Here is a 19,089-nt window from a genome sequence, read left to right as displayed (position 1 = left end):
TATAATGTTCCTCAGATTGACTAACTTCCATTCAGGTTAGTTAGTTGTTGTAGTTGATTGAGGTCTAGGCCCCATTGTTCAATTATAGCTTTCATTCTTATATCAAATTGACAGCTAATTTTCAGCGTATTTTGTGTTATTGGATGAGTAATAATCATTTCACTGCAGGTTAATCCTAAACCTGCCAAGCCAAATTGGTCCCTTATAAACGCGTTTTGCTTGCCATCGCCATGTGTAGTATCGCCAACTATCGGGTGACGAATATGCGCCATATGCCTACGTAACTGATGTTTTCGGCCAGTCAAAGGATGCAGTTTAACGAGTGAATAACGAGCAGTTTGATATCGACCAACTGCAAAGGGTAACTCAAATTTGTGCAAACATTGATAGTCGGTAATAGCATCTTGCGCAGGTTTGTCCTGTCGCGCTTTTTTATCAGCAATTTTGTCCAATTTTTCTTTTAGTGGATAATCAATTCTGCCGCTATCAGGACAGTATCCACGCACAATTGCAAAGTATGTTTTAGCGATGTGTTTGTGGGTGAATTGTTCGGTTAAGATTCTCGCAATGTCTGATGATAAAGCAAATAACAGCACCCCCGAAGTGGGCTTATCAAGACGATGAACAGGAAAAACATGCTGGCCTAGCTGATCACGAAGTAATTGCATAGCAAACTGTGTTTCATGGCGATCAATCATACTGCGATGGACTAATAACCCGGCAGGCTTATCAATTGCTACTATGTATTCATCTTGATATAAAATGCTCAAACTCATGACTACGACTTACCTTCATCAAACAATAAATCTATTTTTTTAACAGCGTCAATGATCAAAGGAAAGGTTTCTTTGCTCAGTGTGATTTGAATCACTGGAGAAATGGCAATAGATGCAGGTAACGGCTGACCCGTTTCAATTAGTATTTTCATTTTGGGAATGAATACAAACTGCAACCACTGCTCTATTTTGAGTGTATCAACCGCAAATGGTAGTTCACTATTTAACGCTTCTTGTGTGGGCGCACTATCCGACCAAAGTTGCTCTTGTTGCATTAGGATTTCTAAATTCACTAGATGCTTGAATAATTCATTATGCAGGATTGTCATGACGATTGATTTGGCACTACCTTAGACGGGTTAATCATTTTGAGTCGCTTATTTATTTGTGATTTCTTTTTAATAGCCACACAAAAAGATATACTCTGCAACTTCACATTTAGCACACTCAACATATTACCCTAAACTGATTATGAGCAAGCACGAAATTTCTTCTATTAGTGAATTTTTACTCCACGCAGGTACTGATTATCGCGTATTCGATATGGGAAGAACCATTCGAGAGATTCCTAGTCAACAATTTTTAGAACAAGAAAATGGTCAAATTAAGCCCGCTTACACCAGAGCACAGCACGCTTGGTTTGGAATTGTTTTTTGGGATAAAACCCGCTCCGAGCAACAGTATATATGGTTTGTGAAGTTACCCACAGATGAAAACGGACTGATTGTTAGCGCCTGCCGCAATCACTTTTTACAGATAATTGTCGATGCTTTAGGCGCTGAATTAGAAAACGCCGACAAAAAAAATGGTCAACTACCTGATAACCCCTACTCGTTTATTCCTAATCAAAATCAAATAGCGGATTTCAACAGCAAAAGTAGAGGCGTTTTATCTTTAGGGAAATCACAGTATTTTGAAGCAGCCAAAGCATATATTAGCTCACCAATGGTGATTGATTGGCAGAGTATCGCGCTGCAAGGTTTAGCAGATTTAGTGGCCGATATAGACTCACCAGAAATACACAGCAATATATGCCGACATTTTTCCCACTTCCCGGAGCAAGTGCAGTATCAATTACTGATCAGTATGGAGAATTACCCCCTACCTGATACTTGCGTGCTAACCATTTTGTCGTGGATGAAGCAACATTCAGAAGATGAAATAAAGTGGCAGCACGGCTTACGCGCCTTGTCGCAGACAACTAACTTAGATCAAGTGGCGGCAACCATTAATAAAGTATTAGAGAGTGAGATGACCAATAGTCACAATATCTTGGTGATTATTTCAGGTCGCCTTTGGCATTATTTGAATAACCAGAATCAGTTACTTAGTTTTTTTGAAAAAGTGGCTGAAGCAGATCCCAATTTCGATTTATTTATGGGAATTTTTCAAGACTTAGTACAATTGCCCGAATTGCGCGAGCAAGTGTTACAAATGTTACGAAATCCAAATAAATCTGAAACCTTATCTATAGCCGTCGGGCATCTATTTTCAGCCCATAAAAATTAGGATTAATGAATGAATTTTAATCTCACAGATATTTTAGTTCTATTCATTATCGCAGCGATAGCGTTTCAGTTTTGGCGGATACGTGGCATTTCAGAACAAGCGAAAGTCTATTTAGAAAAATATTGCGAAATAAACGGCCTGCAATTAATTAGTATTGCGCGAAGCAAAACCAAAGTGATTTTTCACAAGGCTAAACTAGATTGGTATACCGAATTTTCTTTTGAATTTTCCAGCACTGGCGAAGAACGTTACTTAGGTTTACTGAAAATGCGCGGAGTTAGCGTAGATGATGTGAATGTACCTGCTTATAGAATAAGTTAACAATCGAGCCCCTACTGGGTATCCATTTTTAGTTCAAAACTTTTCAGCGCAACACTCACCCCGTTAATTATCACTTCGATTTTGTGAATTCCTGGGTAATACCTTCGGGTGGTTATCGCCTTAAAAGGATGAGATTTAGCCAGTAACAATGGCTGTCCATGTTCAAGGGTGATACTTTTCCATTTAAATACTTTGGCTTTTAGTTCACCATTCGCTTTTTGATGATGGATTGCAAAATCAATCATTAACAATTGTTCTTTTACCGATTGCCCGTCTAAATGCAGCGAAAAATGCAGTTTTGAGCCAAATTCAACTAGATTCTGCTCAACTTCTAATTTCACAAATTTCAATTTAGGGGGAAAATACCCAAGATTTTGCAACGCTATTGGATGCCCCTGTTTAAGCAAGGTTCTGCCTGCATGGCGAATGAGTTTTTTGCGGTTGTGATTTGCACCTTCACTCCATATTTTCAACGTAGTAGCCACTAAATCTGAATGGTCTTTGGCAATATCATTTAAATTATTTGCCACAGAACGACGAACGTACTCTTCTTTGTCGTCTTTTAATTTTTCTACTAAGCCAATTATTGGTTGCGGGTTTTGAATAAAGATAGGCAGTTGCATCCCCCATGGTAAACGCGGCCGACAGCCTTCAGAGGCTAGTCGTCGAACATGGTGACTCTCATCTTCACACCATTCAACTAATTTGCTAAGCGTCCTTTCAGGTTTGCTCAACAAAAAGTGACGTATACCAAACTCCGACGTAAATCGTTGCGTAAAGGCATGGAATAACGCCATTGACGTGTCAAAGTTCTCTTGCCCATAAACCCCTACATATTCAGCCATCGGCATTATCGCCCAGCCGTTTAACCCTAGTAACAAGTCAGAATTTTCAGATAAATCACTATTATGTTCGGCGGCTAAGCTTTTGCGCATAATCTGAGCGGCATGTTCGAAGTCATCGGGTAAAGTATCTTTCATCGCCTGCATGATCTGGTTCGAACGTTGTTTCAATTCTAAATGGGCCAAATTTTTCGATGCAACTTCGATAAAAAGCGCACAATCGAATGCCTCAAAATGCGCTGAAAAATGATTGGCCATATGCGCAATGAGATCATTGTTAAATAAATTTTTCAGGGGTTCAGGCATGACTCATCCAAGCTATGTGTTTATGTTTACGGATTTAGGCTAAAGGTTGATTATTATCGACCATTATTTTATGCACCGCTTCTCGAAACCAGCGCAGAGCTAAGTCATCTTCTGTATTTTGGTGCCAATACATGTGGGTAGAAATAAGCGGCATGTCAAATGGCACCGCCACTGATACCAAACTACTGTCCAGTAAACGAGCGCCTATAGAACTAGGCAGTGTTAACAAAAATGGCGACCCTTTAAGTATCTCCTTGGCAGCATAATAATTCTGACAACGCACCGACACCTGCCGAGTAAAACCTTGTTCTTGAAACATAAAATCTTCTAAAACGGCTCCGGTTGGACGATGTGAAACGCTAATGTGCTCAGCCGAAAAGTATTGTTCTTGACTGATACGCTGTTTTAACAGGCTATCCTGACCGTGGCCATCTAGTTCGACCCTACTAACCTCAGCGCTATTCACCTTAGAGCTATCAATATGATTAGATGTAAACAAGGGGTGCAGCCTGTCCATCAAAATCATAAATTTATCATTGCGAACGTTTTCATGACGAATCGGCGGCTTGAGTGGCATCGCAATATCAAAGGCCAAATCAAACTGTCCTGAGGTTAACGCTTTGGACAGCTGATTACGTTCTACTTTCACACTGGCAAAAGTAATATTCGGCGCTTTTTCAAACAGTATTTTGGCAATACTCGGTAAAATGGTGGGCTCAAGGGCATCATGCATAGCAATGCGAAAGTGATGTTCACTGGTGAGTGGATCAAACTCCCCCCACTGCTGCAAAATTTGTCTCAGACGGCTCAAGTTATCAATAATTAACGGCGCCATTCGTTTACATGCGGGGGTTGGCATCATTTTATTTTGGCTTCGTTCGAACAAGGGATCTTGCAAACAATCACGTAATCTTTTAACCGCATGACTCACTGCTGAAGGCGTGATATTCAACCTATCGGCTGTTCTTGTCATATTTTGTTCCAGATACAGACTTTCAAATACTTTCAGTAGATTTAAGTCTAACCTTTGAATTTGCTTTATTTCCGCCACACTCCACCATGAATTAAATTCATACAACCAATTAAGTATATTTCATTTCATTCAGATGGCAACAGTGTTTATGCTAGATAAACACGTTAATTATTCGGAGACAATTATGCATTTCGAACACAGTCAAAAAGCACAAGATTACCTTGCTCGCCTAAAAGCCTTTATGCAAGAACACATTTATCCCATCGAGAGCAAGATCTACGCGGAAATGGAAGAAATGAATCCCGCTGGTGATTGGAAAAACTGGAAGCTTCACCCGGATGTTGAAAACTTAAAAAAAGAAGCTAAAAAACAAGGGCTTTGGAATTTATTTCTACCGGACGATAAATTAGGCAAAGGACTGAGCTGCTTAGAATACGCTCCCTTAGCTGAAGAAATGGGCCGAGTCCCCTTCTCCCCTGAAATTTTTAACTGTAATGCTCCAGACACGGGCAATATGGAAGTACTTTACCATTTTGGTTCTGAGGCACAAAAACAAAAATGGCTAACTCCTTTGTTAGCTGGCGAAATCCGCTCTGTTTTTGGCATGACTGAGCCTGAAGTGGCGTCTTCGGATGCAACCAATATGGCGGCGACCATAGAGCTAGACGGTGACGAAGCGGTAATTAATGGTAAAAAATGGTGGAGCACCGGCTTAGGCCATCCTAATGCCAAAGTTACGGTCTTTATGGGCTTATCCAATCCTGAAAATGACCGGCATGCCCAACACAGCATGGTATTGGTTCCCCTTGATACTAAAGGCATCGAAATTAAACGCATGCTAACCGCTTATGGCGATTACGATGCTCCTTATGGTCATGGTGAAATGCACTTTACCAATGTTCGCGTACCCAAAGAAAATATCATCATGGGCATGGGTAAAGGTTTTGCTATTGCCCAAGGTAGACTTGGTCCTGGCCGCATACATCACTGCATGCGCGCTATCGGTATGGCGGAAAAAGCCCTTGAGCTGGCCATTTTACGTGGACAGTCACGTCAAGCATTTGGAAAACCAATTATAAAATTGGGAGGCAACCAAGAACGCATTGCAGAAGCACGCATGGCAATAGATCAAGCTCGCCTGCTAACCTTAAATGCAGCGTGGAAAATAGATGCTGTGGGCGTAAAGAATGCCATGACAGAGATATCAGCGATAAAAGTGGTTGTGCCTAGAATGCTGCAAAATGTTGTTGATATGGCCATCCAGTTTCATGGTGGTGCAGGCATGTGCAGTGACTTCCCTCTTGCGCGTTTTGCTGCCGGGGCTCGTTCACTCAGACTTGCAGACGGTCCAGATGAAGTGCATCAGGGTATGGTGACTCGCATTGAGCTTAAAAAGTACTTGAACAAGTAAGCTTGTCCTACTTGGTTAATGTAAGTATCTAAGATACTAAGGGAATACACTAGGCTATAAGCTTGATGATACCATCAAGCTTATTTGATGCTTTGAACAACGATTTAATAGGATAAAATTTGACAGCCATTTATTTAATTAGACATGGCCAAGCCTCTTTTGGCCAACAAAATTACGATAAGCTTTCGGATGTCGGACATCAGCAAGCTAAGCTGTTAGGTAATTCATTACAGACTCGGATAGGCGACTTTGATAAGGTGTTTTTAGGCAGTATGTTACGGCATAAACAAACCTTACAAAATTGTTTGTCTGGGATGTCATCCGTAGTTGATGAATCGAATTGGAATTTCGATGCCAATTGGAATGAATACGATCATAACGACATAATTGCCCAAATGGGGCCGGAGTTTACTGATGCACCTTCCGTTAAAAACTGGTTATTAACCCAAAACAATCCAAAAGCAGCCTTTGAGAAATTATTCAACGACGCCATGAATCGCTGGATGTCAGGCCAACACTGTGAGGAATATGTCGAGTCATGGGAGCGATACCTGAATCGCATAAAAGGTGCGTTAGAAAATGTGATTAACAACGCAAAAGGTGCCAAAAAAGTAGCGGTTTTCACCTCCGGTGGACCGATTTCGGTGGTTAGTCAATATTTGTTAGGAATCCCGCCAAGCAATGTAATGCAAGTAAATTGGACCTTGGTAAACTGCGGTATTACTAAGTTAGTAAATACCCAATCTAGAGTATTTTTGTCTACCTTAAACGACCATAGTCATTTCGAAGGTCAACATAAATCTTTAATCACCTATAAATAATTTTTAATCATGAAACTCAAAAACATAGGCCAATTATGAGCAGAAAAAACATATTAATTACCGGCGCCAGCTCAGGCTTAGGTAAAGGCATGGCCATTGAATTTGCCAAAATGAACCGAAATTTGGCACTTTGCGCTCGCCGTATTGAGCGATTAGAAGCATTAAAACAAGAACTACTCAGTATCAACCCAAATATCACCGTCTCAATCAAATCGCTAGACGTAGACAACCATGAACAGGTATTCGAAGTATTCAACGAGTTTCATCAAGAATTGGGACAATTAGACAGAGTGATTGTTAATGCAGGAATGGGAAAAGGAGCTGCCATAGGTACGGGATACTTTCACGCCAATAAGCAGACAGCCATCACCAATTTCGTTTCGGCATTAGCACAGTGTGAAGCTGCAATGGCAATATTCAGACAGCAGAATAGCGGCCATTTAGTGACCATTTCATCGATAAGCGCGATTCGTGGAGCACGAAGAGCGATGAACGTTTATGCCGCCACCAAAGCCGGACTAAGTTCACTCACTGAAGGAATCAGAATTGACGTTTTGGATACCCCCATTAAAGTATCCACCGTACACCCTGGTTTTATCAAAAGTGAAATTAACGAAAAAGTTAAAAAAGTCCCCTTTATTGTAGATACAGAAACCGGCTGTAAAGCAATTATCAAAGAGATAGAAAAAGAAGGCGCAAACAGCTACGTGCCTAAATGGCCTTGGGCAGTCATTCGGCCAATTTTGAGCATAGCTCCACTGAGCTGGTTAAAGAAAATGAGTTAAACAACGAGCAAGCTATGGCTTGCTTTGTTCATTATGATCGCGGTCTGCCAAAAACACCCAGTCTCCTCCCCCACATAATGCCCCTAAACAAGACCACTAAATAAAATTAATTGATCAAGGTCATTATTTAGTCGTTTAACAGTATTAACCACAGTTTATTTATGGTTATATTATCTACCTAGAGATATCACCTTTTAGCGAATACTTGTTTTGGGTTGGATAACAAATCTATAGGGAATGGGACCAAATGAAATACCAAGATTATGATGTACTTATCGTTGGAGGTGGCGGTGCGGGGTTACGAGCCAGTATTGCTGCAGCTGAGCAGGCACAAGCAGCCGGCCTTAATTTAAGTATCGGTTTAGTTTCCAAAGTTTATCCTATGCGCTCGCACACTGTTGCGGCAGAAGGTGGAGCAGCGGCCGTTACCCGTGAAGATGATAGTTTTGCCGCGCACATTGAAGACACTGTCGCAGGTGGTGACTGGTTAGCAGAGCAATCTGTAGTCGATTACTTCGTGCGCCATGCTCATCAAGAATTAGTGCAATTGGAACACTGGGGTTGCCCTTGGAGCCGCAGAAAAGATGGTTCAGTGCAAGTTCGTCGCTTTGGCGGCATGAAAATAGAACGCACTTGGTTTGCAGCCGATAAAACCGGCTTCCACATGTTACATACGTTATTTCAAACCTCCTTACGCTTTAATCAAATCCAGCGTCTAGACGAATTTTTTGTGCTCGATTTGTTAGTCAATGATGAACAAATTTCGGGCATTGTCGCCTTGGAAATCGCCACAGGTGAATTGCATTTTATTCGAGCTAAATCGGTTATTTTGGCAACCGGTGGTGCAGGAAGACTATTTCGCTTCAACACCAATGGTGGCATTGTAACCGGTGATGGTATGGCACTGGCCTATCGTCATGGTGTGGCGCTGCGCGACATGGAATTTGTGCAATACCATCCCACCGGCCTGCCAGGTTCAGGAATACTGATTACTGAAGCCTCACGTGGTGAAGGTGGCTTAATGCTCAACAAACAGGGCTACCGTTACCTGCAAGATTACGGTTTAGGTCCGGAAACACCTGTAGGTGAGCCTAAAAATAAATACATGGAACTGGGGCCTAGAGACAAACTGTCACAGGCGTTTTGGCATGAACAACAGGCAGGACGTACTGGCCGCTTCGGCGACAGTGACGTTGTCTATCTTGATTTACGGCACCTCGGAAAAGCCTACTTACACGAACGCCTTCCCTTTATATGTGAGCTGGCAAAATCCTATGTCAATGTAGACCCAGTCAAGGAGCCTATACCGGTGCGCCCTGCGGTGCATTACACCATGGGCGGGATCACCACCAATGCCAAGTGTGAAACCTCAATAAAAGGACTCTTTGCCGCCGGAGAATGTGCTTCGGTTGGCCTGCATGGGGCTAACCGCTTAGGTTCCAATTCGCTCAGTGAGTTATTGGTATTTGGCCGTCTAGCCGGCGAGCAAGCGGTAGCATTTAGTCAACAGCGAGAACTCACGCCCTCAGCTGATTTAGAAGCTCAGTTTGAAGTTCAACAACAACGTATAACCACATTGCGTAATCAACCAGGTCGAGAAAGTTGGGTAGCGATAAAACGGGAGTTATTAAAAACCATGGAACAAGGCTGTGGAATTTATCGCGATCAAGCAGGATTACAGCAAACGTTGAACACCATCCGAGAGCTCAAAACACGCTATCAACAAATAACAATCGCAGATAAAAGCCTTGGCTACAATACCGAGCTATTGCAGTGTATCGAGCTTGGGTTTGGTATAGATGTGGCTGAAGCAACCTGCTTAGCGGCGTTATTGCGCCGTGAATCTAGAGGTGCTCACCAGCGCCTTGATGAAGGTTGCACCCAGCGTGACGATGAGCAGTATTTACAACATAGTCTGGTTTATTATCAAGCCAATGGTGATGCGCATTTAGCTTGGCAGCCGGTTGATATTTCGTTATTACCACCAGCAGCAAGAGCCTATGGTGATGCAGGCAAAGGAGTCTCATCATGAAAACGATCAGTATAGCTCGCTATCTACCAGAAACATCTCAAAGCCCTTTTGTTCAACAATTTAACGTTCCCGTTGACGACAGCACTTCGGTGCTTGATGCCCTCAATTACATCAAGGAAGAGCTAGATCCTTCATTGAGCTTTCGTTGGTCTTGTAGAATGGCGATTTGTGGCTCATGCGGACTTATGGTCAACGGTGTTCCGAAACTAGGCTGCAAAGTATTTTTACGTGACTACCACGACGAAGTAGTCATAGAACCGCTAGCCCATTTGCCGGTAGAGCGGGACTTAATAGTGGATATGGATGCGTTTTTAACTCACCTAGAAGCGGTCAAACCCTATCTTATTGCCGATGATAAAAACCCCACTGAAGCGAACCGACAAACGCCCGCGCAAATGGCCAAATACCAGCAGTTTTCCGATTGTATCAACTGTGGACTATGTTACGCGGCCTGCCCACAATTTGGCTTAAATCCTGAATTTTTAGGGCCTGCAGCGATTACCCTAGCACATCGTTATAACCTAGATAGTCGTGATCATGGAAAAGCGCAACGAATGCCTTTATTGAATACCGAGGAAGGCGCGTGGAGCTGCACCTTCGTCGGCTTTTGTTCAAAAGTCTGTCCGAAAAATGTAGATCCCGCGGCAGCAGTCAATCAATCCAAAGTTGAATCAGCTAAAGACATGATTATCCAATTATTTAAGGGGAATTTATGACTTATCGCACAACGCTTTCTCGAACCTGGTGGTTAAAACACAATGAGTTTAAAGCTTATATGTTGCGCGAAGCGACAGTATTGCCCCTCACGTTTTTTATCTTGTGTTTAGTCTCTGGCGTTTACTGTTTATGGCAAGGTGAAAGTCAATGGACCAACTGGCAAACCGCAATGGGCCAACCTTGGGTGCTAGCCCTAAACGCATTAGCCTTGTTTGCCAGTCTATTCCACGCATGGACGTTCTTTCAGTTATTTCCGAGAGTCATGCCGATTCGTATTGGTCAAATAAGCGTACCAGCCAATTTGTTAATAGCAGGGCAATGGGCTGGCGTACTATCAGTCATCGTTTTATTTAGCTGGTTATTTTGGGGAAGTTTATGAATGTTCAAACACCTATGAAAGAGACAAATACCTCTTCAAAACCCCAGCGCAGTAGTGAACCTGTGTGGTGGGCATTATTCAGCGCTGGCGGTGTTTGTTTTGCAGTATTTATTCCCGCGGCAATCCTATTTTTCGGTCTACTGCAACCTATAGGACTGATCGAATTTAGCTATTCGCAAGCTCATAATTGGTTTTTCAGTTTTTGGGGACTGATGTTTAGCGGCGCCTTTATCATTTTGCCAAGCTTCCATGCAGCGCACCGGATTCGCCACGGTTTACACGACCTAAAAGTGCAACACCATGGACTCATCAAAGTGATTTGTTATGGTGTTGCCAGTTTAATAGGCGTGTTAACCCTTGGAATTTGGCTAACGGGTGTGATTGCTTAAGGGCCTTTTTTTAGGTCTAATCGCTTATAAATTGAAACCCGCAATAATATTTTCAAGTATTAACATCACTAAGAAAAACAAACTGAACTTACGTGTATATTGAAACGCGTTAGGCGCAAACCATAGCGGCCAGACTTCTTTTCGAAAGCCATCAGGCATGCTAGTTGGCCGCTCGTGATTAAACACTTTGAATGTGTGGATAAGGGTAGGTACGGCCAATAACAAGACCAAAATACTGATACCAATATAACCACTCAAATAAATATACGCGGCCAGAAAATACTGAGACAACAACATAAATTGAACGGCTTTTCTTGCGTAAGTAGAACCTAATAATACTGGTAATGAATAAATGCCTTTGCTTTTATCCATATCCATTTTATCGATATGTTTACCAAAAATAACAGCCGTGGGTGCTAACGCATACAAAGTACCAATTAACATGGCTGCTACGCTCCACTGTCCACTGCTGACATAATAAGAGCCCCCTACCATTAATGGCCCCCAAACAATTAATACCGATAACTCTCCTAACGCCAGTTTTTTCAACGGCCAAGTGTAAAACAGCACAAAAAACGCACCTGCGAGCAGTAACCACAGTACATCAATGCCGCGCAGATAAATGATGACAAACCCACATGCAAGGGCTAACGCGCCAGTTACTGAGATGTATCCCATCAACTGCTTTTTGGTTAACAGTCCACTTTCTAACACATGAGTACCATATTGGGTGCGGAAGTAATTTCCTTTGTCCACACCTCTAGCCGAATCTGTGTAGTCATTCAGCAAGTTATTGGTAGCATGAGCCAACACTAAACCTATAATACATAAAACAGCTAAGCCAAAATCCACCGTAGCAGTACTCAATGCCAACAAAATGCCAATAATGGCAGAGGTAAAACTCATGATTGTGACTGAAAAGCGGCTCGCCACCAGCCATTTAGTCAATATATTTAAACCATCCCAGCATGTTTTATCAACCTGAGGCACTGTTCTGAGAGCTTGAATCCATATAGCTTGTGACATTGTCATCTCTTTTTGAGTTGTGAGTTTGATAAAGTTGGCGCAGTGTATTGGTGCAAACCGAAACTGCTCAATACAATAGTAAAAAAGTACCCTTTGAGTATCTAAAGTTTATAACCGAAAAACAACCCTAAAATAGCCGTCAATGCAGTACCCGCTGAAATAAGGCAACCGCTTGTTGATACATTTGTAAAGCTAAAGCACCGTCATAACGATCACCTTCGTCTCGCATAAACGCGTGCACACCATTGACTTCACACCACTGATAATTAATCCCAGTTGCGATGCATTGCTGGTAAATGGTGAGCCTTCCTTGATTTGGCACATGAGGGTCTTGTTTACCCCAAATGAAGTGAATTTCGCCTTTTATATCTGCCATTCTAGCCAGACTTTGCTGTTCCGGTTCAGCACTCAAAGCATTGTTGTGGATATCTGTTGCATATAAACAAAAAGCACCTTTAATGGCAGGATTAAGCGCCGCGCGATAGGCCAAATGCCCACCGATGCATACTCCCATTGCGCCGACCGCGTTAGAGCAGTAAGTAGCTGAGTGAATAAAATCCAGCATAGCTAGAGTATCGCTATCGTGATCAATCAAGGGTTTTTTGGATTTATCTTCATTACCTTTATCTTTGCCAATATCGTCATATTCTAATACCGTTCCAGCAGGATTAAGCTCATGAAAAACCTCAGGCACAATGACCACAAAACCATGGCAGGCCATGATTGCCGCGGATCGACTTATGGGCGCTGTTTGCTGAAAAATCTCTGAATAAAAAATAATCGACGGATACACGCCCTCGTCACATGGACGATAAATATAACAACGCATTTTGCCCGTGGCGGTGTTTAAATCGATGGTTTCTTTTTGTATTTGCATGATTGTTTACAACCTTATTTTTGCTCAGATGATTTTTAGCTAGTTTTTATATAACGCGTTTATTCAGACCTTTTTTATTCAGAGCCCCACCTAACCAAAACGGATTAGGTGAAGTAGAGCAATCATAACGTTATTTTTTCGAAAAGTGCGAAATACAACTTCCCTTGTGAGCAAAACCCACGTATAAAATGTATACATTTTTAAATTTGTATACATTTATGTTTCATAAAATCATTCAAGACAGTTCTTTATCTGCTTTTATTGCCGGCTTCATTGCCGTTTTAGTCGGGTTTGCAAGTGCAATGGCGATAGTTTTTCAAGCAGCCATTGCATCAGGAGCGAACAATCAGCAACTGGAATCTTGGGTATGGGCATTAGGATTAGGCATGGGGCTGAGCACCCTAGGGTTATCACTTTGGTACAAACGCCCACTTATTATTGCTTGGTCTACACCGGGTGCCGCCTTACTGGCAACAGCTGTGATGAATAGTGATATAGCCACCGCAACAGGTACCTTTCTAATGGTGGGTGTCCTGATTACCTTAGTGGGGGTGACTGGCATTTTTAATAAACTGGTTAAACTCATCCCGCTTTCTGTCGCATCTGCCATGTTAGCCGGTATTTTAATGCAATTTGGGCTCGGATTATTTGCTGCAATAGACCAACAACCAGCGTTAATTATTACCATGTTAGTAGTTTATTTATTGGCCAAACGCTTTATTCCAAGATACGCCATTCCCCTTGTATTATTAATTGGCTTAATCTTTTGCATTTTTAATCAAACCATTGAAACACAGAGTCTTTCCTTTGAATTTGCCACACCTGTTTGGGTGTCACCAAGTTTCTCTTTAGCGTCAATGATCGGCATTGGCTTACCACTGTTTATAATTACCATGACCTCACAAAACCTGCCTGGCGTGGCCATATTAAAGAGTAGTGGATACGAGCAACAACCCATTTCGCCAATCATCACCACCACGGGGATCACCACCCTTTTATTTGCCCCTTTTGGTGGTTTCACCTTTAGTATCGCCGCCATCACCGCTGCTATTTGTACCAATGAAGAGTCTCACCCTTCGCCAGATAAACGCTATATTGCTGGCATATCTGTGGGCATATTCAATATAATTGCTGGGGTGTTAGGGACTGCGGTGGTCGGCTTATTTGCCGCGTTCCCACAGGCACTCATTGCCGGTTTAGCAGGGATAGCACTGCTAACTGCCATAGCCGCGAGTTTAAAAACCGCATTAGATTATGATAGAGAAAGAGAAGCGGCCGTTTTAACCTTTTTAATGACAGCCTCGGGTATCAGCTTTTTTGGCGTCGCCTCTGCATTTTGGGGGATAGTGGTAGGTATGTTAGCTCTGCATCTAACTAAAAGAGTGTAATTGAGATGACAAAACAACAAGCACAAATGCTCTACAATCAAATTAAATTGGATATAAGAGAAAACAAACTACCGATTGCCCAAGCACTCAAGCAAGAAGCACTTTCTAAACGCTACAATATTAGCCGCATCCCTATTAGAGATGTACTGCAACGATTGAAAAATGAAGGTTGGCTCACCAGCTGTGGTAAGTGTGGGGTGATGATCCCCGAGTTAAATGCCACAGAAGCTGAAGATCTATATTTAATGCGAAAATACCTCGAACCGCTAATTTTGCAATATGCCATTCCCAACCTTAACCAACAAACCATCGGCAAAGCCCGCGACTATTTGCAAGCCATTGATTCTCAAGAACAGCTAAGCATCGAAGAACACGGTGAGTTGAATTGGCAATTTCATGCCTGTCTTTACGAACAAGCAAACCGCCCCACTCTGTTTAATACTATCGCTAGTTTGCATCAACTATGTGGCAGATATATTGGTTATCACAACCAACAGCTGAATTATCTGAAAACCAGCCAACAAGACCACTACAACATACTCAAAGCAATAGAGAACCAAGACACCGAGCACGCTAAAAGCCTATTAGAAGCCCACATTAGTGATGCCGGAAAAACCTTAGTGGCGTTTTTATTGGCGGAATCGACAAATGAAAATTAAATGAATAAGTTTGATTACTAAAGAATACTGACGGTATAAGTACCAATCGTCAATATCATAAACGAATATAGCCTAGTTGCTTACCCCAAATAGCAACATACGCTCCGCCTGCATTACTTCCAGTCTTTGAATTTCACACACAATGCGCCGTTGACTCCTAATTAACCCCATTAAATTTTTGTCGGTATTTTTTACAAAAATCTCAGGGGAATTATTTTTTCATACTCAAAAACAACAGCTTACCTGCATGGTTCGTTTCTTGCTTGTTCGAGCTAGATATTTGTAAATCAAAATTAATAATTTGGAACTAAAATGCTTAAATATATCAAAAATGTCCTTATTGCTGGAATATTACTATCTAGTACGGCTGCCAATGCCGTGATAATTGATTTTAATACCGTTATTCCTGATGAAGTGATACTCGTTAACTTCAATTCAACAGGTTTGGATTGGGTTTATGCCGGCCCAATAGCAACAGAAGAATTCGGTTCAGGTAACATCCATGCTCCTAGTTATCGGGCTAATGAAGGATGGCGTTTTGCCACTCAGTTAGATTGGTCAATCCGTCCAGATTGGACAGATTTTATTATTGGCAGTGCTATTGTTTCTCCCGTTCATAGCTACAGCGATCATTTTACTTACCGGTTTGCGTCTGAATACTGGAGTAACTTTAGTCATGTTGATCTCAATGATGCATCAGTAGGCAATATTACTAATGGATTAGATATTGGTTCACTCAATAGTGTTTGGGAAACCTTTTATGTTCGTGATACTGCGCAGGTTACTGTACCGGAGCCTTCAACAATTGCTCTGATGGCACTTAGTTTGTTTGGATTGATTATCACAAGACGTCGACGTTAAATAAATATCATCACGCTAATTGATAGCCCGCATTTCGCGGGCTTTTTTGTAGTATATCATTACCATTTAGCATAAAAATTAGCATGGACAGCCTCAAACTGGACCATAAGGAAAACTAAATAAACTATGCTTTAGTATGTTTAATTCAAGGAGTGAGTGATGCCACTGGCAAGGAAGCGACAAATAAATCTTTCAGATACCCCTTATTATCATTGTGTATCCCGCTGTGTTGGACGGGCTTTTTTGTGTGGCCAATTTAACTTGACCACTACAGTCCATGTTAGATAGCTTTTCGTTGTTAGCAACTTCAAATCATATATAGACTACATTATGTCAGGCTTACTTATGTTTACATTACCCTTTTAATTTAAGCTCACCTACAACCAAAGAGTTTTTTGTCGCTCCTTTATAGACTAATACGAAACTCTGGTTTTCATACTTAACAGCAACAAAACTTTTTTCAATAAAAACATCGATATTGGGACTTGACCTATTAGGAAAGATTCGTTTAAAAATATCTACTGCTTCTGCGATGCCATCAATTTCCAAGTCCCGTGTTTTATTAACATTCTTTGCCCCTATTAATAGTATTGAATATAGCTCTCCATCTAAATCTGCCAATAATGGATAGTTGCTGTTAACATATTCTATATAAAAAATTTCAAAATCACTTCCAGAATAATATACTTTCTTTCTCTTTGAACCAGTAGGCGAAATTTCCTCCACTCTTTTTTCATTTGAAATGGGCGTAATCAATTCGATATCAAAATCATCGATAAATCCTACTTGCAACTTTAATTTATTGAAAGTCAGATCTTTCATTATGCAAGAATTATCAGATGTAGAAATGCAAACATTGTATGGCGACTTTTTTTCCGTTTGATTGTCGGAACAACTAACAAAAAAGAAACATATGGTAATTAAACTTAACTTAATCTTTGTAGGCATAGTAACGTAATCCGATTAATTCAACTTTTAGTTGATACTCATAAAAAGATGCATGTCCATATTAGAGAACCAAAAGACACTTCAAAGCAATACAAACGAAAACCTCGGCAAAAGAGTTCATTGGCTTAACGCCCTTCTGAATCACTTTTCATTTCAGGCATTAAGAAGCAGGTTTAGCCTCGTACTAAATTCACCTCAAAAGTACTTACCCAACGTAGATACCGAATCGCTGCATGCATTTATCTAAAATAAGAGCCGATTATAGTATTTTGTTGGTACTCACTAAAAAATATTAAGTTGTTATCACCACAATCTGAAAAGATGCCTGTCCATATTAGAGAGAAACCTATAAACATCCCATAAGCAATTTATTGTTCGTTTTTAATTTTAAAATCTCGGGTCGCAAGGTGAATGCTTTCGAATATCGAGGACAGTACTTTTGATGCGTCTTCCATTCGGTTTACCGCAAGTTGAGAGCTTTCACTCAAGGCAACAATTTCTGAAATGTCATTGTTGACGTTGCTGTTTTGCAATTGCTGTAAGCCTACTGCATCTTGCACTTGTAAGTTCAAATCGTGAATTTTGCTAAAAGATTGACTCAATGCATCAATAATTCCTAACGAAGACTCTGCTTGGTGCAGCCCGTCTGCGGCTTGGATTTTGCCTTGAGCCATAGCAGAGACGGCTTCATCTGCGGCATTTTGGAGTTTTTGTACATTTTGCGAAATAAGTTGAGTAGATTGCTGGGTTTTATTTGCCAAGTTACGCACTTCGTCCGCTACAACAGCAAAACCTCTGCCAGCGCCTCCAGCCCTAGCCGCTTCTATGGCAGCATTTAATGCCAGTAAATTGGTTTGATCAGCAATGCTGTTGATCACATTTACCACGTCGCCTATATCATCAGAGTCTTTTTTCAGTGTTGATATAATATCAGAAGCATAATTAGTTGCGTCCATCACGCTTTGGCTAATCATCACATTCTGTTTAAACACCGTTCGCCCTTGATCGGCTTCTTTTGTAGATGACGCGACAAATTTTGATGCTTTTTTAATGGCCCCATCAATGTCATTCCCAGTTTGGGTTAATTGCTCAACACGATCATTGGTTTTCTGAGTCAAATCAACTTGGCTTTTTAAACCATGCTTTACGGTTTGGAACCCTTCAACCAAGTTATTAATGATTTCACCGAGCTCTTTTAACTCTCCGAGAATTCGACTTAGCATTTTGCTCAAGTCATTTTGAATAAGTTTCACATTATCGGTAACCAGACCAATTTGATCTCTGGTGGTACTTTCAATCTCGCCGGTGAAATCACCTGAAGCGATTTGTTTTGAAACATCGGTTAAGCGATTTAAAGGAGTTAATACGCTGGCATTGATAAACCAAGAAACCGCTAAAATACAGATTAAAATCGTCACAATGATAATCACATTGGTATAAATAAATACGGAACTGGCGCGGGATTCAATTTGCTTTTTCAAACCTAAAACGTATTGGTTAGTTGCTTCAACAGCGTTATTTAAGCTCTCAGTGGGTGCTCTATCAATGCCTTTGACACTGTTGTCAGCTACGCCAATATCAAAGCCGGAAGTTAAGAACGCATCATAACCAGACTCATAGGCTTGGAGCATTTTCGGATAGCTAACTGAAAAGTCTTTGACGTGAGAATATGCAGGATGTTGCTCAGACATATTGTTTAAAATATTGCTGTATTGGGTGACAATAGTTTGCCCATTTTCAACAAATCGGCCCCAATATTTTTCAAGTTGCTCTGGGTCTTTGCCTCTTATTAAGGTGTTTTTCCATTCTTGTACTTGCGTTTTAAAACGCACATTTAGCCCAGAAACATGGGTGATATTGGTCACTTCTTGATTGACGGTCGCGGAATATTCCTGCGTCACTGAGTTTAGCGAAGACAGTCCAATATACACCGCGACTAAAATTATCAATAAAATAGAACAAATAAGAAAGAGTAACTTATTTCGTATATTCAAATAGAAGAATTCAAACACTAGCGATTACCTTGAGCTGTAAGATGAAAAAAATGCAGGCACAAAATGCCATAAACA

20 protein-coding genes and 1 pseudogene are annotated in these 19,089 nt (G+C 41.2%); 13 read left to right on the top strand and 8 right to left on the bottom strand.

What is annotated here, in order from left to right:
- Positions 1 to 20 precede the first annotated feature (20 nt).
- Together truC and KO530_RS18315 are read right to left on the bottom strand one after the other, a co-directional pair.
- Positions 21 to 776, bottom strand: a complete 756-nt coding sequence (truC, locus tag KO530_RS18320; protein WP_216049911.1) for a tRNA pseudouridine(65) synthase TruC — start codon at positions 774 to 776, stop codon at positions 21 to 23.
- Between the two features lie 2 nt (positions 777 to 778).
- Positions 779 to 1,105, bottom strand: coding sequence for a YqcC family protein (locus tag KO530_RS18315; RefSeq protein WP_289847928.1), 327 nt, complete (start codon positions 1,103 to 1,105; stop codon positions 779 to 781).
- Between the two features lie 142 nt (positions 1,106 to 1,247).
- Here KO530_RS18315 and KO530_RS18310 point away from each other — a divergent pair, with 142 nt between their 5' ends.
- Together KO530_RS18310 and KO530_RS18305 are read left to right on the top strand one after the other, a co-directional pair.
- The gene (locus tag KO530_RS18310; protein WP_216049909.1) at positions 1,248 to 2,285 is read left to right on the top strand and encodes a DUF3549 family protein; all 1,038 of its coding nucleotides are present in this window, start codon (positions 1,248 to 1,250) and stop codon (positions 2,283 to 2,285) included.
- A 9-nt stretch (positions 2,286 to 2,294) separates the two neighbouring features.
- Positions 2,295 to 2,606 (top strand): DUF3301 domain-containing protein, encoded by a 312-nt coding sequence (locus tag KO530_RS18305; protein WP_216049908.1) that lies wholly within the window; start codon positions 2,295 to 2,297, stop codon positions 2,604 to 2,606.
- Positions 2,607 to 2,617: 11 nt separating this feature from the next.
- On the opposite strand, the gene KO530_RS18300 is transcribed toward KO530_RS18305, so the two are convergent.
- Both KO530_RS18300 and KO530_RS18295 read right to left on the bottom strand, forming a co-directional pair.
- Positions 2,618 to 3,754, bottom strand: a complete 1,137-nt coding sequence (locus tag KO530_RS18300) for a DNA alkylation repair protein (RefSeq protein WP_216049907.1) — start codon at positions 3,752 to 3,754, stop codon at positions 2,618 to 2,620.
- Between the two features lie 34 nt (positions 3,755 to 3,788).
- Positions 3,789 to 4,727: a LysR family transcriptional regulator gene (locus KO530_RS18295; RefSeq protein WP_252729366.1), complete on the bottom strand. Its 939-nt coding sequence runs from the start codon at positions 4,725 to 4,727 to the stop codon at positions 3,789 to 3,791.
- Between the two features lie 184 nt (positions 4,728 to 4,911).
- On the opposite strand from KO530_RS18295, the gene KO530_RS18290 reads away from it, so the two are divergent.
- The 7 genes from KO530_RS18290 to frdD all read left to right on the top strand — a co-directional run bounded on the left by KO530_RS18290 (position 4,912) and on the right by frdD (position 11,261).
- Entirely contained in the window at positions 4,912 to 6,138 is a 1,227-nt protein-coding gene (locus KO530_RS18290) for an acyl-CoA dehydrogenase family protein (RefSeq protein ID WP_216049905.1), read from the top strand.
- Between the two features lie 119 nt (positions 6,139 to 6,257).
- Positions 6,258 to 6,959 (top strand): histidine phosphatase family protein, encoded by a 702-nt coding sequence (locus KO530_RS18285; RefSeq protein ID WP_216049904.1) that lies wholly within the window; start codon positions 6,258 to 6,260, stop codon positions 6,957 to 6,959.
- 35 nt (positions 6,960 to 6,994) lie between these two features.
- Positions 6,995 to 7,744 (top strand): SDR family oxidoreductase, encoded by a 750-nt coding sequence (locus tag KO530_RS18280; RefSeq protein ID WP_216049903.1) that lies wholly within the window; start codon positions 6,995 to 6,997, stop codon positions 7,742 to 7,744.
- Between the two features lie 247 nt (positions 7,745 to 7,991).
- Positions 7,992 to 9,776, top strand: a complete 1,785-nt coding sequence (frdA, locus tag KO530_RS18275) for a fumarate reductase (quinol) flavoprotein subunit (RefSeq protein WP_216049902.1) — start codon at positions 7,992 to 7,994, stop codon at positions 9,774 to 9,776.
- Entirely contained in the window at positions 9,773 to 10,492 is a 720-nt protein-coding gene (locus KO530_RS18270; RefSeq protein ID WP_216049901.1) for a succinate dehydrogenase/fumarate reductase iron-sulfur subunit, read from the top strand. The genes frdA and KO530_RS18270 overlap by 4 nt, the downstream gene beginning before the upstream one ends.
- Entirely contained in the window at positions 10,489 to 10,872 is a 384-nt protein-coding gene (locus KO530_RS18265; protein WP_216049900.1) for a fumarate reductase subunit C, read from the top strand. Before KO530_RS18270 ends, KO530_RS18265 begins: the two co-directional genes overlap by 4 nt.
- Positions 10,869 to 11,261 (top strand): fumarate reductase subunit FrdD, encoded by a 393-nt coding sequence (gene frdD / locus KO530_RS18260; RefSeq protein ID WP_252729365.1) that lies wholly within the window; start codon positions 10,869 to 10,871, stop codon positions 11,259 to 11,261. The genes KO530_RS18265 and frdD overlap by 4 nt, the downstream gene beginning before the upstream one ends.
- A 24-nt stretch (positions 11,262 to 11,285) precedes the next feature.
- On the opposite strand, the gene KO530_RS18255 is transcribed toward frdD, so the two are convergent.
- Positions 11,286 to 12,287, bottom strand: a complete 1,002-nt coding sequence (locus tag KO530_RS18255) for a prenyltransferase (RefSeq protein ID WP_216049899.1) — start codon at positions 12,285 to 12,287, stop codon at positions 11,286 to 11,288.
- A gap of 139 nt (positions 12,288 to 12,426) precedes the next feature.
- The gene (locus KO530_RS18250) at positions 12,427 to 13,164 is read right to left on the bottom strand and encodes a dienelactone hydrolase family protein (RefSeq protein ID WP_216049898.1); all 738 of its coding nucleotides are present in this window, start codon (positions 13,162 to 13,164) and stop codon (positions 12,427 to 12,429) included.
- A 218-nt stretch (positions 13,165 to 13,382) separates the two neighbouring features.
- On the opposite strand from KO530_RS18250, the gene KO530_RS18245 reads away from it, so the two are divergent.
- The 4 genes and pseudogenes from KO530_RS18245 to KO530_RS22045 all read left to right on the top strand — a co-directional run.
- Entirely contained in the window at positions 13,383 to 14,552 is a 1,170-nt protein-coding gene (locus tag KO530_RS18245) for a benzoate/H(+) symporter BenE family transporter (protein WP_216049897.1), read from the top strand.
- Between the two features lie 5 nt (positions 14,553 to 14,557).
- Entirely contained in the window at positions 14,558 to 15,211 is a 654-nt protein-coding gene (locus KO530_RS18240; protein ID WP_216049896.1) for a GntR family transcriptional regulator, read from the top strand.
- Positions 15,212 to 15,523: 312 nt separating this feature from the next.
- Entirely contained in the window at positions 15,524 to 16,072 is a 549-nt protein-coding gene (locus KO530_RS18235) for a PEP-CTERM sorting domain-containing protein (protein WP_216049895.1), read from the top strand.
- Between the two features lie 159 nt (positions 16,073 to 16,231).
- Positions 16,232 to 16,339 (top strand): annotated as a pseudogene (locus KO530_RS22045) (transposase); the annotation flags it as partial.
- An 87-nt stretch (positions 16,340 to 16,426) separates the two neighbouring features.
- Here the strand turns inward: KO530_RS22045 and KO530_RS18230 are convergent.
- Both KO530_RS18230 and KO530_RS18225 read right to left on the bottom strand, forming a co-directional pair.
- On the bottom strand, positions 16,427 to 16,894 hold the full coding sequence (locus KO530_RS18230) for a hypothetical protein (protein WP_216049894.1): 468 nt from the start codon (positions 16,892 to 16,894) through the stop codon (positions 16,427 to 16,429).
- Between the two features lie 494 nt (positions 16,895 to 17,388).
- Positions 17,389 to 19,032: a methyl-accepting chemotaxis protein gene (locus KO530_RS18225; RefSeq protein WP_354667882.1), complete on the bottom strand. Its 1,644-nt coding sequence runs from the start codon at positions 19,030 to 19,032 to the stop codon at positions 17,389 to 17,391.
- Positions 19,033 to 19,089 lie beyond the last annotated feature (57 nt).

It is taken from the genome of Aliiglaciecola lipolytica (assembly GCF_018860635.1).
Classification (GTDB): Bacteria; Pseudomonadota; Gammaproteobacteria; order Enterobacterales; family Alteromonadaceae; genus Aliiglaciecola; species Aliiglaciecola lipolytica_A.
Note: the sequence above shows the minus strand (reverse complement) of the source record. Positions and strands in the feature narration are given on the sequence as shown.

What these genes read in the sequence shown, in the direction of transcription:
- truC (WP_216049911.1), bottom strand. Translation starts at nt 776, where the DNA reads ATGAGTTTGAGCATTTTATATCAAGATGAATACATAGTAGCAATTGAT.
- KO530_RS18315 (WP_289847928.1), bottom strand. Translation starts at nt 1,105, where the DNA reads ATGACAATCCTGCATAATGAATTATTCAAGCATCTAGTGAATTTAGAA.
- KO530_RS18310 (WP_216049909.1), top strand. Translation starts at nt 1,248, where the DNA reads ATGAGCAAGCACGAAATTTCTTCTATTAGTGAATTTTTACTCCACGCA.
- KO530_RS18305 (WP_216049908.1), top strand. Translation starts at nt 2,295, where the DNA reads ATGAATTTTAATCTCACAGATATTTTAGTTCTATTCATTATCGCAGCG.
- KO530_RS18300 (WP_216049907.1), bottom strand. Translation starts at nt 3,754, where the DNA reads ATGCCTGAACCCCTGAAAAATTTATTTAACAATGATCTCATTGCGCAT.
- KO530_RS18295 (WP_252729366.1), bottom strand. Translation starts at nt 4,727, where the DNA reads ATGACAAGAACAGCCGATAGGTTGAATATCACGCCTTCAGCAGTGAGT.
- KO530_RS18290 (WP_216049905.1), top strand. Translation starts at nt 4,912, where the DNA reads ATGCATTTCGAACACAGTCAAAAAGCACAAGATTACCTTGCTCGCCTA.
- KO530_RS18280 (WP_216049903.1), top strand. Translation starts at nt 6,995, where the DNA reads ATGAGCAGAAAAAACATATTAATTACCGGCGCCAGCTCAGGCTTAGGT.
- frdA (WP_216049902.1), top strand. Translation starts at nt 7,992, where the DNA reads ATGAAATACCAAGATTATGATGTACTTATCGTTGGAGGTGGCGGTGCG.
- KO530_RS18270 (WP_216049901.1), top strand. Translation starts at nt 9,773, where the DNA reads ATGAAAACGATCAGTATAGCTCGCTATCTACCAGAAACATCTCAAAGC.
- KO530_RS18265 (WP_216049900.1), top strand. Translation starts at nt 10,489, where the DNA reads ATGACTTATCGCACAACGCTTTCTCGAACCTGGTGGTTAAAACACAAT.
- frdD (WP_252729365.1), top strand. Translation starts at nt 10,869, where the DNA reads ATGAATGTTCAAACACCTATGAAAGAGACAAATACCTCTTCAAAACCC.
- KO530_RS18255 (WP_216049899.1), bottom strand. Translation starts at nt 12,287, where the DNA reads ATGTCACAAGCTATATGGATTCAAGCTCTCAGAACAGTGCCTCAGGTT.
- KO530_RS18250 (WP_216049898.1), bottom strand. Translation starts at nt 13,164, where the DNA reads ATGCAAATACAAAAAGAAACCATCGATTTAAACACCGCCACGGGCAAA.
- KO530_RS18245 (WP_216049897.1), top strand. Translation starts at nt 13,383, where the DNA reads ATGTTTCATAAAATCATTCAAGACAGTTCTTTATCTGCTTTTATTGCC.
- KO530_RS18240 (WP_216049896.1), top strand. Translation starts at nt 14,558, where the DNA reads ATGACAAAACAACAAGCACAAATGCTCTACAATCAAATTAAATTGGAT.
- KO530_RS18235 (WP_216049895.1), top strand. Translation starts at nt 15,524, where the DNA reads ATGCTTAAATATATCAAAAATGTCCTTATTGCTGGAATATTACTATCT.
- KO530_RS18230 (WP_216049894.1), bottom strand. Translation starts at nt 16,894, where the DNA reads ATGAAAGATCTGACTTTCAATAAATTAAAGTTGCAAGTAGGATTTATC.